Annotated in this window: 12 protein-coding genes; 7 read left to right on the top strand and 5 right to left on the bottom strand. The window is 55.5% G+C overall.

The genetic code is table 11. The features are described from left to right. Window positions 1–29 precede the first annotated feature (29 nt). Window positions 30–1,190 carry a polysaccharide biosynthesis/export family protein gene (locus AC2FFD_RS01780; protein ID WP_496871644.1) on the top strand — a complete coding sequence of 387 codons (1,161 nt, stop codon included), beginning with the start codon at window positions 30–32 and terminating at the stop codon, window positions 1,188–1,190. Window position 1,191: 1 nt separating this feature from the next. On the opposite strand, the gene AC2FFD_RS01775 is transcribed toward AC2FFD_RS01780, so the two are convergent. The 4 genes from AC2FFD_RS01775 to AC2FFD_RS01760 all read right to left on the bottom strand — a co-directional run bounded on the left by AC2FFD_RS01775 (window position 1,192) and on the right by AC2FFD_RS01760 (window position 6,658). Beyond that, the gene (locus AC2FFD_RS01775; protein ID WP_496871642.1) at window positions 1,192–3,729 is read right to left on the bottom strand and encodes an ATP-binding protein; all 2,538 of its coding nucleotides are present in this window, start codon (window positions 3,727–3,729) and stop codon (window positions 1,192–1,194) included. A gap of 45 nt (window positions 3,730–3,774) precedes the next feature. Continuing rightward, window positions 3,775–4,281, bottom strand: coding sequence for a putative pterin-binding protein (locus AC2FFD_RS01770; RefSeq protein WP_254443861.1), 507 nt, complete (start codon window positions 4,279–4,281; stop codon window positions 3,775–3,777). A gap of 101 nt (window positions 4,282–4,382) precedes the next feature. Continuing rightward, window positions 4,383–5,264, bottom strand: coding sequence for a UTP--glucose-1-phosphate uridylyltransferase (locus AC2FFD_RS01765; protein WP_496871639.1), 882 nt, complete (start codon window positions 5,262–5,264; stop codon window positions 4,383–4,385). Between the two features lie 20 nt (window positions 5,265–5,284). Beyond that, a complete protein-coding gene (locus AC2FFD_RS01760) occupies window positions 5,285–6,658 on the bottom strand; it encodes a WecB/TagA/CpsF family glycosyltransferase (RefSeq protein ID WP_496871636.1) in 1,374 nt (457 codons plus the stop codon). 252 nt (window positions 6,659–6,910) lie between these two features. On the opposite strand from AC2FFD_RS01760, the gene AC2FFD_RS01755 reads away from it, so the two are divergent. The 4 genes from AC2FFD_RS01755 (at window position 6,911) to AC2FFD_RS01740 (ending at window position 10,873) form a co-directional block, all read left to right on the top strand. Next, the gene (locus tag AC2FFD_RS01755; protein WP_496871634.1) at window positions 6,911–7,525 is read left to right on the top strand and encodes a LuxR C-terminal-related transcriptional regulator; all 615 of its coding nucleotides are present in this window, start codon (window positions 6,911–6,913) and stop codon (window positions 7,523–7,525) included. A 114-nt stretch (window positions 7,526–7,639) separates the two neighbouring features. Beyond that, on the top strand, window positions 7,640–9,121 hold the full coding sequence (locus AC2FFD_RS01750; RefSeq protein WP_496871633.1) for a GumC domain-containing protein: 1,482 nt from the start codon (window positions 7,640–7,642) through the stop codon (window positions 9,119–9,121). Next, the gene (locus AC2FFD_RS01745) at window positions 9,121–10,395 is read left to right on the top strand and encodes an O-antigen ligase domain-containing protein (protein WP_496871631.1); all 1,275 of its coding nucleotides are present in this window, start codon (window positions 9,121–9,123) and stop codon (window positions 10,393–10,395) included. The genes AC2FFD_RS01750 and AC2FFD_RS01745 overlap by 1 nt, the downstream gene beginning before the upstream one ends. A 208-nt stretch (window positions 10,396–10,603) precedes the next feature. Beyond that, a complete protein-coding gene (locus tag AC2FFD_RS01740) occupies window positions 10,604–10,873 on the top strand; it encodes an HlyU family transcriptional regulator (RefSeq protein ID WP_496871630.1) in 270 nt (89 codons plus the stop codon). Window positions 10,874–11,196: 323 nt separating this feature from the next. On the opposite strand, the gene AC2FFD_RS01735 is transcribed toward AC2FFD_RS01740, so the two are convergent. Next, window positions 11,197–12,912 carry an adenylate/guanylate cyclase domain-containing protein gene (locus AC2FFD_RS01735; RefSeq protein WP_496871629.1) on the bottom strand — a complete coding sequence of 572 codons (1,716 nt, stop codon included), beginning with the start codon at window positions 12,910–12,912 and terminating at the stop codon, window positions 11,197–11,199. A 365-nt stretch (window positions 12,913–13,277) separates the two neighbouring features. Here AC2FFD_RS01735 and AC2FFD_RS01730 point away from each other — a divergent pair, with 365 nt between their 5' ends. Further along, window positions 13,278–13,583 carry a hypothetical protein gene (locus AC2FFD_RS01730; RefSeq protein WP_496871628.1) on the top strand — a complete coding sequence of 102 codons (306 nt, stop codon included), beginning with the start codon at window positions 13,278–13,280 and terminating at the stop codon, window positions 13,581–13,583. Between the two features lie 344 nt (window positions 13,584–13,927). Beyond that, window positions 13,928–15,247 carry a hypothetical protein gene (locus tag AC2FFD_RS01725; RefSeq protein WP_496871627.1) on the top strand — a complete coding sequence of 440 codons (1,320 nt, stop codon included), beginning with the start codon at window positions 13,928–13,930 and terminating at the stop codon, window positions 15,245–15,247. Window positions 15,248–15,829 lie beyond the last annotated feature (582 nt).

The raw sequence follows: 15,829 nt of genomic DNA, 5'->3' as shown, positions 1-15,829 counted from the left end.
GCGCAATTGCTCTGTCGGGCTGTAGTAGCATGAAGACCCCGCGCAACATCGAATCCGTCGCGAAGGGCGAAAGTTATCAAGCCCAGTACCGGTCCCCATCGCGGCGCCTTGCAAACGCGCCTTTGCTGCAATCGGAGCATATGAACGGGCGCGCATGTCGGTCTCAGGCCGGGGATCAAGGCGCAAGCGCCTTTGCCAAATGGTCACAGCCTGCTCTCAGTCCGCTGTTGGGCGAAAAGCTTTCGCGCAATGACATGGTGCAGATCACAATCGACGGTGACGAACTTCTCAGCGACACCTACGTTGTGTCTCGCGATGGCGACCTGAAGCTGCCCTACCTGCCACCGGTGCGCGCGCAGGGTCGAACGACCGAGCAGGTGGAGCGGGATGTGGCCCGTGTTCTGGTGGAAGCGCAGTTCTATGACAACACGCCGCGCGTAACGGCGCGCATTAGCGACTTCGCCTCGGTTACTGTCGGCGTGCAAGGTGCAGTGTTTGAACCCCACTCGGTTGAGATCGGAGGCATCCCCGGCGACGCGCTGGATCGAGGACGTCAGGGTGTGTTGGGGGCCTCGACCGAGGCGCGCAACCTGTCGGTTGCCATTCGTTCCGCTGGAGGCGTACGCCCGGATGCTGATCTGTCAGCGGTCGAACTGCACCGTCACGGCGCGATCTATCGTATGGATCTGCGCGGTGTGTTCGAAGGCACCGACCCGACCGACATTATGCTGCTGACCGGGGACAAGATCGTGGTCAACAGCCGAGGATGTTTCCAAGATGACTTGATGCGTCCCAGTCCGATCAGCCCGCCCGGTGTAACGCTGTACATGTCAAACCTCACTCAACCAGCCACCGGAAACGCGGAATCGGCCATCGGACGCGACGTGCGCGAAGTTCCCTATGGCACGCGCTATCTTCAGGCAGTTGTCGACACCAACTGTGTCGGCGGGGCCAAGACCACCAATGCCAATCGCAGCGCGGTCCTGTTCACCCGCAACCCGATGACAGGCAACTCGATCGTCATTGAACGCAACATCGAAAAACTGCTGCGGCGCGGGGATCGGGATGATTATGACCCCTATGTTCTGCCGGGTGATGCCATTGCCTGCTACGACAGTAAGGTGACCGGCCTGACCGAGGTTGCCCGTGCTGTTGGCATCGTCGGTGCTGCGGCGCTGCTGGCCCCGTAAATCAATCCCGAGCGGGCGATGATTTCGCCCGCTCCCAAGCGGTGGAGACTGCAGCGAGCTTGTCAGTGATGTCTTTGTGTTCTTTTGCTGCAATCTCTACCGCAACCAACGCCTCTCGAAACTTTTCCGCCCCGAAGGTCGCCGCACTACCGGCCAGTTTGTGGCAAGCCCGTGCGAGCTCATTCGAATCTGACCGATCAAATGCTCGGGTTTCGAGCCATCCAATGAACTCATCCCCTTCGGCAATAAACTTGGCATGAAGGCGGGCAAAGACCTCAGGCCCGACGCTGTCTTTCAACTCTGCCAATGGATCAAGCTGCACACTCTGCGAAACCTGCATCTCGGGTTGCGTGACCATCGAAAGCGCCCTGCGCAGGGCGTCTATCGAAATTGGCTTGCCGATGAAAGCCGTCATTCCAGCGGCGCGAAAGGCATCAACTGCGTCTGGAAGAACGTTGGCCGACACCGCAATAATCGGCACATCTGCCGATTGCCCCTGACCGTTACGAATATGATGCGCAGCGGTTGGCCCATCCATCACTGGCATACTGATATCCATCAGGATCGCGTCAAAGCGCTGCCCCTTGGCCTTATCGACGCCGACCTGCCCGTTTTTAGCTGTCGTCACACGGTGACCGTCCAGCGCCAGCATGTTGCAGATAACCTCGAGGTTGATCTCGTTGTCTTCGACAACCAGCAGGTTCAAGGGGCGAACGGTCGTGGTATTGATTTGAGCAGCGTCAAGCAACTGGTCGGGCTCTGACGACTGCAATGGCAACCGCAACCAGAAAACGCTGCCGGCGCCCAATGTGCTTTCTGCCCCAAGCTCGCCACCCATCGCCTGCGCGAACCGACGGGCGATCCCCAGGCCAAGCCCGGTCCCTCCGGCCGTGCGACCGATTGAGGGATCGCTGGTGTAGAAGTCATCAAAAATGGTGTCGATTTCATCCTCGGCGATGCCAACCCCGGTATCGATCACACGCACTTCGTAGATATGTGCATTTCCCTGATCCGCAGCTTCACATCTTTCAACCTCAATCGATATTCGGCCGTTTTCGGTGAACTTGATCGCATTGCCTACTAAGTTCAGCAAAATTTGCCGTAGCCTCTGTGCGTCAGTTGCGACATTCGGAAACGCTCCGCCCACCCATTGCCACGAAATCGAGTTGCCGCGCGAGGCCGCATTGCCGCTTTGGCCATCCACCAAGTCCTGCAGCATCGCATTCAGGTCAGTCGGTTCACGCGCAATAGACAGCTTACCGGCCTCAAACCGGGCGATATCCAGCACCGCATCCACATGGTTTTGCAGAATCTGTCCCGAGATCTCCATGTTGCGGACAAACTGGGATTGCTGCCTGGTCGTGCGTGTGTTTTTGAGCAGGGTCAGATTGCCCAGCAACCCGTTCAACGGTGTCCTGATCTCATGGCTCATGACGGTCAGGAAATCCGACTTGGCCTTTTCCCCGGCAAGGGCGCGGTCGCGGGCCGAGACAAGCTCTTTCTGATCCGCCACGCTTTGCGAGATATCGCGGACAAAGCCGATGACAATTTCTTCGTCGCCTGCCTGGGCGGATTGCAAGGCGAGTTCGACAGGAAAGACATCACCGTTTTTGCGCATCGCCTCAAGCTGAACACGGCCCTTGCCAACGACGTGGCGATCACCTCCGCGCTGCATACGTTCCATTCCGGCGGTATGAGCGTCGCGAAGATGCGCGGGCACGATCAGATCACCGATCAAATGCCCTTTGGCCTCATCCTCGGAATATCCAAAAATCGCTTGTGCAGCAGCGTTGAACTCCAGCACTTTGCCGGCGGCATCCACCACGATGACTGCATCCAATGAGGTCGAGAGGATCGTATTCATACGTTGGTTGGCCTGCCGGATCGCCCGCCCGCGCCTTTCGGCCTTGCGGTTGACCGCCAAAAGATAGGCGCTGACTGCGGCGAGAGTCAGGAACAACCCACCGGACAAAATGGCCAGTTGAAACAGGCTTAGCGCGGTTTCCTCACGGCGCTGATCTGACTGGCTTGCAAAGTAAGAGATCGCAGAGACCGAAAGCTCACGCACCTGCGGAGATATTTCTCGGGCGCCTTGATAGAGATCAGGCAACCCGATTTTCAATTTCGGATCTGCGGCATCGATTGTGGGAACCGATGCTTCAAGATAATCAGAAACCTGCGCCAGAGGCTCGGCGAATTTTGGATCAGCACGCAGCGTTTCAAACAGACGCGAGGTGCTCAGAATATCGATGCGGCTGTAAAAAAGGTCGAAACGGCGGCGGACAATGTCCAGGGTTTCTTGCTTTGACTCCGCATCCGATACACCTGCCTCAAGCGCGTTGAGATAGGACAGGAACTCAACTTCAACCTGCGTCAGCGTCCATTGGACGTTATCGGTTCGGGCAGACTGCCGGTCGCGCAGGTCGGACATCACCTTGACCGACAGCAAGACGACCAAAACAAGGGCGCATAAAACGGCGATACCGATGAGCCAGAAGGCCCACCGGCGTCGCGAGTGGTTTTGGAATTCTCTTGTCAATGTTTCGCCTGCAACAACCACTTCATACTTTATTGTAACCCCACGCTATTTAACGATCTCCAACCTGTCGAGTTGCCAAATACTGCGAGAGTAGATCACCTCGGTCTGGTATTTGGTGTCACTGTCATACGGATAAACAATCCAAAGCGGCCCCTTCTGCCGTCGGGACATCGCCGCGCCGTCCATCTCATAGGCGACAATCGGATCCTGCGCCGAGATCGAGTCCGCAGGGATCTCAACCGCATAATCGTTGATCGCCGTTGCCCGGATCGCAGAGCCCTCTGCCCCGACCCGTTTCATCAAGACCGACAGAGGGACGCCGACAAAACTGGCCTTGCCTTCGGTCCAGATCGTCGAGGTTTCAAAGCTGCGCTGCGGCAGTGCTTGCAACATTTCCATATCAAACTGCGCAGTTCCATCGGGTCCGGCTTGCCCGATGTTGCCGGAAATGGTCAATACGACCTCTCCTGTCGGGGTCACCAGTTCCTTGGCCTGAGCAGACGTAAGGCAAAAGGTGAAAGCCGCTGCAATGATCGCAAAAAACAGACGCATCTTAATCTCCATCTCTTTGACCCCAAGAAACCAGAAAGAGGTCGGCGGCGACAGATGGGCATGGGGATAAGCACCTATCCGAACGGATAGGTGCCTGGATCTCATGCGGCGACAGAAAGGAGGTTCATGCGCTGACGCAACATGGATTGGAAACCGTCTCGCAGTTCGGCACGCTCCAACGCAAAGACAGTGGTTGCTTCAAGGTATCCAGCGACCGAACCACAATCGAAGCGCTCTCCTTGAAAGGCAAAGCCATTGCATCCCACCCCTTCGATATCCGCCGCGATCGCATCGGTCAGTTGGATTTCGTTGCCCGCGCCGGGTGCCAGGCCATCCAGACGATCAAAGATCGTAGATTGCAGCAGATACCGCCCGACGATACCAAACTCTGACGGAGCCTGAGCGGCGGAAGGCTTTTCAACCAAACCCCGCAAGTGCTGTACCTGCCCTGATTTATGCGCGATATCGACTACGCCATAGGCACTGATCCGATCGGATGGAACGGCTTGGGTCGCGATCATGTGGCTGCCTTCAAAGTTCTTTACCATTTGCGCCAGGACCGAGCGCTGCGCGTGGATCACATCATCCGGCAGGATCACCGCAAAGGGCTCATTACCGACAAAGTCGCGCGCCAGAGATACAGCATGACCCAATCCGCGGGGGCTGTCTTGTTGGATAAAGCTGTATGTCTCATCCTCAAGGTTCGTTTGGCGCAAGCGGTTTAGCAGGCCGGTTTTGCCCCCATCTTTCAGCTTGCGCTCCAGCACCGAGTTGCACCCGAAGTAAGACTCAAGCGCGGATTGGCCGGTTGAGGTGACAAAGATGAACTCATCAATTCCGGCCGAGCGGGCCTCGTCGACCGCATATTGGATCAACGGCCGGTCAATCAGTGGCAACATCTCCTTGGTCACCGATTTGGTCGCGGGCAGAAACCTTGTGCCCAATCCAGCGACCGGAAAAACGGCTTTGCGAATACGTGTCATTTCAATGCTCCTGGGTTTGATCAGTAAGCGCCGTTGCCCGACACAACAGCACGCGCGGTCATTGCGATGAGGATGAGGTTCAATAGCGGCGAGCGAGAGCGGACATAGGCCGTATCCAGCTCGACCATGCGGTCAAAGCCGACGCCCGCACGACCCGAAACCTGCCAAAGGCCGGTGACACCGGGGCGCACTTGCAAGCGCTCCAGCGCCCGTTCAGGATACGCGGCAACCTCTTCGGGCAAAGCCGGGCGCGGGCCAACCAGCGACATGTCCCCTCTGAGAACGTTGAAGATTTGCGGCAGTTCATCCAGCGAAAACCGGCGAAGAACCTGCCCTACGCGGGTTACGCGCGGGTCATTCTTGGCTTTGAAGCACACGCCCTCACGATCTGAGTGGGCGAGCAGATCTGCACGCCGCGCTTCGGCGTCCTGCGCCATCGAGCGGAACTTGTACATTGTGAAGGGTACCCCGTTTCGACCAATCCGTGTCTGTCGAAAAAAGGCGGGGCCGCGACTGTCCAATCGCACCAATGCCGCGATTGCTGCCATGGGCAGGGCCAGAAGAGAAAGCGCGACCGCCGCCAAAGTGAGGTCCAGCAAACGACATGCTGTGACCTTGGAAAGCGAATTGTGTGCGGCACGCCCGAGGAACTCGAAATTGCCCTGTATGTATCTGCGGGCCATACGGCGCGGCTCCATCGCCAACCGCCATGCCCACTCCATCCGGGCGCGGCGAACGATACGCGGTGCCCGGCGCACATTGCCGGCCAGGAAGTCGAACAAAGCACCCACGCCCAACGCGATACGAGGGTCTAGCCGGTGACGGTTTTGCGTGATCCACAGCTCTTGCAGCGGGACGCCCATTGCAACCAACAGAATGTCAGCGCCCGACTGGTTGATATCGACGATCGCCTCGTCAACCCGCGCAGCCCCCTCGTAACCATCGCGCGCACCAGCCACGGTCAAATCGGGGATCATATGCTGCAACCGGGCCGCTGCCGCCTGAGCTGTTCCGGGACGTCCCCCCAACAGGTAGACCGACTGCCCCAGACGCGCGGCCCGTTTCAATAGATTGGGAACAAAATCAGTGCCGTTCAGGTTCTCGGTCAGCCGGACACCTTGCAACTTTGCCGCGACCTCTACCCCAATTCCATCAGGTAGGATCATATCTGCACGGGCCAATGCTGCTCGATAGGTAAGGTTGCGGGCCCGGATGTTTGCGCAATGAGCATTCAGGAAAAACACCGTCTTGCGCGTCCCATCCAGCAGTTTTGAAATCACCTGCCCGGATTGGGCATTCACAACTGGCAAACCCAAAATCGCGGTTTTTTCAAGGGTTGGTCCGGGTGCTGGCTGCGCGCCTTTATACATATCTTGGACTGACAGGAACTGCATGGAACTCTCCGATCAACGATAACAATCTGTGACATCAGACTGCCAAAGTGATCACGCAACCGATAGGCGAGCATCCGGAGAGGGATCGGAGAATAGGTCTATCCAAACGACCCCGCAGCACATAGCGTGGAGGAAACGGCCCGATGACCTATCCGATTGGATATTTACCTGTCCTTCAGGCAGGCTTCATACCATGCGTTCAATGATTTATTAACGCATCCAGGTGTGGTTGGGGGAAGACGGAGATTTGAGATGAAAGTACTTATTGCTGACGACCACGAGCTTATTTTGGACACGCTCGTCGCCTTCATAGATGCCGCAGGTGGGATCGAGGTTGAGACCGCGCCGGATTTTCCCGCCGCGAAATCTTTGATTGAGAACGACGGAGCCTTTGATCTGGTCCTTCTGGACCTCAACATGCCCGGCATGAACGGGTTGAGCGGGCTTGAAACCTGCATCGCCTTGGACGGCGCCCAGCACGTGGCCTTGTTTACCGGCGATACCTCGCGCGATCTGGCGCAACGCGCGCTGGAACTTGGGGCTGCTGGTTTCGTCCCAAAAACTCTGCCGGCAAAATCCCTGGTGAATGCGATCCGCTTTATGGCAATGGGGGAACAGTACCTTCCTGCGGGGTTCATGAACGCAGAGCAGCCGGAAGCCTCACATCCCATGGCCCAAAAGCTGACCGAGCGCGAGCGGCAGGTTCTGAAAGGGCTGACTGAGGGTAAATCCAACAAGGAAATCGCCCGTGATCTGGACCTGTCCGAGCCGACGATCAAACTGCATATGAAGACGCTCTATCGTAAAGTCGGTGTCAGCAACCGAACACAGGCCGCCCTGGCGGCGCGCGAAGCTGGATTGTTCTAAACCTCGTTATCCGAAGGGATAGGGTGCGCTCCCAATCCCCTCACCCCCTAGCCCGCTGGGCAACTGAACAGCGATGGGATGCGGTGTATCACCCTTTCAAGAAAGGGTTTTTCTATGCCGCAACAGATTTCGAACACCTCTGAATCCACGAACGACACGCAATTTCTGAATTGGGCGCGCATATCCCGATCCAACTTCAGATCGCCCGGGTGGCGTCGCATCGTAAAAGGCGGTCGTCTCAGCGATGCGGGCCGCCTCCCGCGCTATGTGGCGCTGTTCCTTTTGGGGGCAAGTTGCATCTGGGCCCCGATCAGCGGATATCTGGCAACCGCGCCTGTCAAATACACCTCCCACGCCTCTTTTATCCTGCCCGGATCCGGCGCATCGGCATCGGTCAATCTGGCCAATATCGGTCAGGCGTCCTCTTACGCGAATTCAGCCTTTGCCAATGGATCGATCAGCCCAACCGAGACGTACAAACGTCTGTTGTCGGCAGATCGCATCCTCGATGCGGCTGCAAAGGCTGTGGATGCTGATCGGGATGCGTTCGGCAAGCCGCGGGTACAACTGGTTGATCAAACCAGCCTGATTCATATCGAGCTTCAAGCGGCCTCTCCTGCTGATGCACAGCAATATGGTGACGCCTTGGTGGCCGCCTTTTTCGCTGAGATTGACGCCCTGCGCGCCGACGAAATAGCCACGCGCGAGGCCAGCAATACGGGCGCGATTGAAGACTACACCCGTGCAATTCGGACGACGCGACGCGAGATCAAGCAACTGCAGTCGCAAAGCGGTCTGATATCGGTCGCGCAATACCAAGAGCAAGTCGCGGCAAATGACCGTGCAAAGCAGCAATTGCGTGCGCAGGAGAGCGAACTCGCACGTCAATCTGAACGTGTCGCCGCGCTTCAGGTCGCGTTGGATCTGCCATCTGATGCAGCGGCGGCAACGCTTAAGCTCTATGCCGATGCTCAGTACCTATCCTTGCTTGAGGACGTGTCGGTGGGCGCTGCAAAGCTGGCACAAGCCGATGCGACCTACGGAGCACGCCACCCGATCTATGTGAATGCTCAGAACGACTATGAAGGCGCGCGATCAGTAGCTTTGCAACGAGCGTCGCAAGTGACTGGTCTGGCGGTCGGGCAACTCGGCGGGTTGGATCGTGCGCCGGAAGGGCAAAGAGCCCAATTGCTAAGTGAATTGGTGCGCGAAGACGCCTTGCGTGCCGGGTTGGAGAAGCATGTTGCGACGCTGCGCGAACAAGCCCGTCTGGAAACTCTGCGCTTGTCAGACCTCGCACCCATCGCCGCCGAATTGGAAGACCGGCAAAGAGATTTCGCCGTGGCGGAAGCCGTGTTCGCCTCTGCCATAGCCCGATCCGAGTCGAAAAAGACCGATGTCTATGCCTCCTACCCCTTGATCCAAGTGCTCGAGAATCCTTCGCTGCCGACACACCCATCTTCACCGAACAAGAAAATATCGATTGCCGCCGGAATCGCTGCGAGCCTTATGCTGCTGATGGGTTTGACGCTGGCCTGGATCCGAAACCCATTGATTTCAAAGCTGCTGAAGGACCAGAAAGAGGCCGCTGCGTAATGCAGGTGTCCCCTCAAACCCCAGCCGAAAAAATCGTCTGGCATACGCTGATCTGGACATGGCCACTCTACGGGCTTGGCGCGCTTTATGTCGTCGGCCCGGTTCTGGGTTGGACACTGGCTGCGATGGCCGGGTTGTCGCTCTATCTCGGTCCGGTGATCCGCTCGGATATGCAAGCAACGGGCCCTGTGCCTGCCGTGGTGTGGGTCTGGAGCGCAGGCATGTTGGTGATGCTGGTCTCACTTTGGGCAGGCCATGCGGATTGGAACCTAGGCACAACCAAAACGATCAAATCGAGCATCGGATGGGCCAAAGGCTGGGCGTTGATACCGTTGTTCATCCTTGCCGGAGCAGTGTTGCCAATCCGACGCGAGCTTCTGGTCAGAGGGCAATGCGTTCTGGGCCTTTGGACCTTGTGCCTTTTGCCGTTGCTCGCTGTCGCCCCCTATGTGGGCCTACCGCACCTTTTGTTTACGTCCCCGCTGAAAGCCGTAGGCGGTCCGGGGCCCGAATATTTCTCGGTCTACCTTTATACAATTGACCCAGCCAGCGGCACGCCGCGTTGGCAGTTCTTTGCGCCCTGGTCTCCTTTCGCCGCCCTGCTGGGTGTCTGCTTGGTCTTGTTTGCGTTGGAGGAAAAACACCCCAGGTGGAAGATCATCGGATTGGCTGCGGGTGTTCTGATGATCCTGATGTCCAAGTCCCGCATGGGTTTAGTCGGATTGGTGTTCTGCTCAATGTCACCCCGCCTCTTGCCCCTTGTCGCCCGCAGCTTGGGGTGGGTCTTATTGTCTTCAGTCACAACAGCCGTTGCCGTTTGGGGTGTCGCCTTTGTCGAGTTCGGGAACAGAGCCCTCTACAGCTTCAAATCCGCGCGCGCCGACAGTACCCGCGTGCGCGAAACTCTGCAGCGCATTGCCTATGAACGGTGGCAATCGGATGCAATGGTTTTCGGGCATGGCACAGTCAGACCCGGAGCGCATCTTGTTGAATACATGCCGATCGGCAGTCACCACACTTGGTACGGGCTTTTATTCGTCAAAGGGCTGACAGGATTTACAGCTTTCCTTGTGCCTTTGTCAGTCCATTTCTGGGTCGTCACGCTGGACGCAATAAAGTGTGAACGTGGCAAGCTTCCGCTGGGACTACTGCTTACCATTGTCCTCCTAACTTTTGGAGAAAACGTTGAGATTCAGACCTATTTGCTCTGGCCAAGCCTCCTAATGCTCGGATGCCATCTAAGAGAGGTTAAATCGGTAAATCGGGGAAACTGACATGTAGGCTGGTTTGTTGAAACGCAAGCGCGGTGTTTGCCGTTGCTTTTCAAGGGCGGATCCTTCGCCGCTTTTTTCGGGACATTTTGCCTCTGAAAGGTGCGCGCTTCTGAACCCTGGAACCAGTGACCTGACCGTGCAACGCCCTTCACTCCGGCCTTGAGCGGCGCTAGTCTCTGCCCTGAACAACGCTGAAAGGAGCCACCCGATGTCCCTCTTCTCAAAACTCTTCGGCGGCGTTGAGAAGCCCAAGCCAGATCCGGTTTCTTACAAAGGGTTCGAGATATTCCCCGACCTGATGGCCGAGGGCAGCAAATTTCGCCTGATGGCCCGTATCGAAAAGACCATCGACGGAGATCGAAAGACACATACGGTGATCAGGGCGGATGTCTTCGACAGTCGGGAACAGGCCGAAAGCTTTAGTATAGCAAAGGCGAAACAGGTCATTGATGAACAAGGCGACAGCATTTTCAGCTAGGGAGGTCCTAGCTTGAAGCCTGATCTACGAGCGGAACCGATGAGCATGCTTATGCGTACAATTCTGAACGCATTCCATAGGTTATCATTTGTCAAACTTTGTTCGGCGAAGAAGTCGTCGTGCAGCAGTTTATCTGCCCTGTTGTTGTGTTAGCTGCCATCGCAAAGCGCATAAAGCGGGCAATCGCGTAAAACACTGGAACGCAGGTTTTTCCCAGAGCGGGTGATCGGTCATATTTGTCGGGCTTTAGCTTCGAACCCATAGCCGATGCGTTGGGTGTCACTTTCCAGGAAAAATCGCTTTGCCGGAAATCCGCGCGGCACTTATTCGGGCAAGCCGGCCAAACGCAGAGACGCGCAGTCTTTCTCCAATCGTTCTGCATCAGAGAAAAGCTGAGTTTTTGCCCAGTCTGAAATAGAAAACTGAGGACGGTATTTCATCACATTCCGCGCCTCATCTCGAGCGCCCTCAACGTTACCCGTTTCCATATGTACGATAACGAGGTCGAGGTGTCCGAAACCTTCAACTCTTTGACCATATTCGGTGAATGCCTTCTTGGCTTCCTCGTATTGACCGTCGAGCCGAAGGGCCAAACCCAATACGCCAGCATACCAGCCCGGATAATGAGGGTTGAGAGTAATGGCTTGCCGCGCCACGCGGATCGCTTCTTTTGCCTGCCCATTGAATGCCAATGTAATCGACAGCCTTGCAGCCACATCAGCGTGGTTGGGATTTAGCTGCAGTGCTTTGTTGAACTTCCCGATAGCCGATTCCAGTTTACCGTCGATTGCATCCGCGAAACCCGCAATTGCGTGAGCCTCTGGGTTGTAGCTGTCTATTTTCAGAGCGCGTCGAGCGCAGTCTCGGGCCTCTGCCAGCGCCGCATTTCGGTCTGCTACAAAACCGTGCCTTGCTTCGACTGTACAAATGAACCCCAAAGTGCAATATGGCGCGGAGTAGCCAGGATCCAGGGAAATTGCCTGTTGAGCAAACCGACGAGCGTCAGCCTGTGCTTCCTTAGTTATTCTGCGCGAGGCTTCCACAGCTTGCAGCTGAGCAGTCCAGGCATCCAGATGTTTAGTCCCCGAACCTCTGAAACGGGCCATCTCGCCCGCCAGTAATTCGACTTGAAGTTCAGTCGCAATTCTCAGGGCAATTTCATCCTGAACCTCGAATACGTCTTCTATCAGGCGATCAAACCGGTCTGCCCAAATGTGCATCCCGGACTTCGCATCGATGAGCTGCGCGGTAATTCGCACACGACTACCGCTTTGGCGGACACTTCCCTCGAGAACAAGATCGACGCCCTGTTCCAGCCCTACTTGTTTTACGTCTACCGAACGCCCCTTGTAGACGAACGTAGAGTTGCGCGCGACGACCAGTAAGTTCGGGAGTTTTGACAGAGTGGTAATTATCTCTTCGGTAATGCCATCGGCAAAGAATTCCTGATCAGGGTCAGAAGAAAGATTGTCAAAGGGTAGAACGCCGATCAGCAATGACTTCGAGTGACTGGCTGGAGTCACTCGCGGTGGGGCGGAACCGGGTGGCGACCATTGGAATACTTCAATTGGTGACGGGGCGTTCTTGAACTGCCGCTCACCAGCGCGGTGAAATTGCTCGGCGAGCCTCTCATCAAGGCTGCGATGGACGACATCGGAAATTAACACAGCCTCTTCGTTGGAAGCCTCTTGTAGCCGCGCGGCTATGTTGATCCCATCGCCGAAAATGTCATCTTCGTCAAATACGACATCTCCCAGATGAACGCCCACGCGAAGTTTAAGCGATGACTGGGCTGACACTTGGCTTTGAAGATCGAGGGCACACCGCACTGCGTCCGAGACCGAGCTGAACTCGACCAGCCATCCATCGCCCATCCTCTTCACGATATTGCCGCGATGATCACTTACCAATGGATCGAACAACTCTCGACGCAGGACACGGAGTTCGCTGAGAGTCCTGTTCTCATCCGCCTTTATCTGACCCGAGTAGTTTACTACATCGGCCGAGAGTACTGCGGAAAGTCTGCGGTTCCCGTTCATGTCTATTCGTAACGCATAACGCGTTGCGTGGAAAAGACATCTTATTTTTAGAGACTCTGCACAAACGCCAGCCGGCCACTTTTTGGGCAAACCTGTTCCAATCTGTAATTTTCTGAACGGCCTCTGTTTGAAAGAGTTTGTCGTAGTTGACTGAGCCTACCCAACTGATCTGGTCCATGGGTGTATTGAGGAATCTGGGGCATGGCATGTCCCGTCTTGATGCAATCAGGCAGACTGTCGGCGCTTAACAGCCCCACCACCGCTGAAGTAGCAAGAACGGTGGAATGGGTGTTGACCAACAGAAGGAACCGAAACCGCTTTAGAAAGAAAGCGAACGGCTGAAACGCGCAGTTTCAAATCAGACCTTGGACAAACTGATCCTGACGGTGGCGGCCATCCGTTGCTCGACGACCGAAGAGAGTGGCTCCTGCAAAAACAATGGGAAGGTTTGCATCGACAAGAACGGGCGCGCCCTGCCAAGGGAACGAGGAAAAGAGTTGTCAAAGCCAACCCGCATCGATGGGTTCATCCGCGCCTGCAATCGAGAACGTCGCGAACTCAACGCATCCGGCAAGCCGGTCGGGAAGGAGTCTGAATTCGCAGCAGCAGAAGCCACCAAGCTGCTCAAGCGGCGTAGTGGAGGATTCATCAATCATTTTTTAGGTGTTTGAAGGAAATTCAAATCTGGAGTTAAACGGATTTTCGTTTCTCTGGCTCGAAAAACCGCAAACAGTTTGAAACCGCAGCAAAAGCCTGCCTCTAATTCCTGCTCCTTGGATCCGGATCGTACAGAAAATACCTTTGTCACGCTCCACGCGTTGTGCCTGCTACAAAGGCCTGTCTTTCGGGAAGTTTTCGTTTTGGCTTATTTTTCATTGCGTTAAACTTGCCAAACAAACGAATTATACCTGCAAGTACATTTCTCGACCAACCAGATTCGTCTCTTTTTTGGTTTTCGTGCTAGAGTAATTTTCTGAACAAGTTCTACTCAACACTAACCTCCTCAGGTGGCCGCATGTCTGCGCATTGTCAAAGTATTCGGGATGAAATTGAGACGCTTGAGCATAGTATTGAACTTCTCGATATTCAGATTCAAAACACTGTTGACCCAATACAAAAGTCTGCGCTTTTTCGATTTAGAAAGCAGTCGCTGTCACTGCTTCAGCGAAAAAGGGGGGCTCTTAAGGCGTGTGAGGAGAGCGGGCCCCCATTGCCGCAAGTTCCGGCGGATATGTCAGATTTCGGTTCTGAGGTGACTCAAGGTATCCCCGGTTACGAGCTTGTCGCGGGTAAAGATACTCTTGCAAGAATATTTGTTGGTCGCCGCCCACCCGTAGTTGTTATGGCATCAGAACTTTTGGATGACGCGGACTCTGACTATTCGTCTAAAGCCCTCGGATTTGATCTGAATTCCCTTCCAATCCATTCGTTGCCCTTCAATCCAGCCCGGATTGATTACGCCGAACTTGAGATTTCCGGCCCATCTGGGACAACAGTTATTCCTGGTGATATTGGTGATGGTGTATTCTCAAATGATACAAAGAGTTTCGCCGAAGACGACAATATCAACTTCTATATCCGCGGTCGGGAAATCTCAAAGCCAGGACGGCATCGTTTTACTGCGCGGCTTTATCGCAACGGTACTCTTGTCGGCGAAAAGTCTCTTGGGCAACCACAGTTTCATCCGACGAAGGATCTGCGAATTCTTGTTGTCGTTGAGATCTTTCCCTTTCCTGCAGAGAAATGGGAAATTCTCTTTCAGGCTCTGGAGGACTTGTCTCGAATTTTTCCCATTCGATCAGGTTTGGCGCCTCTGGATGGGGATCAGGAAGCCGGGCTGCGCTACCGAATTGAGCCGATACCAATTGATTTCGCGTGGCCTGATCGGACTCCCGTTGCGCAGCGCTTGGCCGCATTTAACCAGGAGCAGTCTGCTGCTGGCAGGCCGGATCGGGCCGAGCATGTCCTGACAATACGCACTCAACAACCCGGAGAAATGCCGCTTGGCGGAAGTGCCCAATCTGGACCAAACGGGAGCATCGCGGGTGTTACTCTGAATGTGGACCCTCCTATGGACAATTCGTTCGGCACCTTAGTTTCCCACGAAATTGCGCACAACTTCTTGACTGTGCCTCACGTTGGTGACGAGGGCGTAGCGCTCAATGAACCAGCTGCATTCGATTTAGTCGCTCGCAAATCAGTAGGGAATCCTAGGGCGTTAATGTACCGGATTTACAATTTAACTCCCAACGGAACTGCGTTTCTTGTTCCAGACTCTTGGCGCACCATCCGAGAACGCCTGCTTACTAGGTCCAGCACAGGCAATGACGAGTGATTTGACGTCGTGTATCTAGCGAGCGTGAGTTTGATGTGATTTCCTTGTGTGCTGGTGGTTTACCAAAGGATGAACTGCGTAGTTCTGCTATTCAAAACTGGGGTCTTTCGCTTTGAACCGAAAAACTGCCAGGAGATTTGGAGACTGCTTAACCGAAATCGAAAAAATCTGGGTCACGCCGGAGGCATACCGGACCCAGAGAGTTTGGGCGATAGAGACCTTGGTGATTAATGGGGAGGGCCCAAGCGACAGGCTGGCTGTCTAAACAATTCAATACTTCAAGTTCACATCACACCTGAAATAGACCCGCGCTGCAAGCAAGCTAGAGGGGACAAGAGCAACGCGGGCCCCCCGAAGGGTGGTAGTAAAACTGAGGTAGTGTTGTGGCCTGAACCGACCCCGTGTCGTAGCGCCGCAGGCAAGAAAAAACCCGCGCTGCTGAGGGATAGGAGCAAGCGCGGGGCAAGTGTTCGGGGTGACACTTGTACGCCGCTGCTGGCCGATCGGATCAATCTTGCAAACACTTTGCGCAGCACGACAGACCGGATCATCGGCATAGTACTTCCGTTTGCTAAGAATTGG

The organism is Ruegeria sp. YTSC002 (genome assembly GCF_059609845.1).
This window is presented reverse-complemented; position numbering and strand designations above follow the sequence as displayed.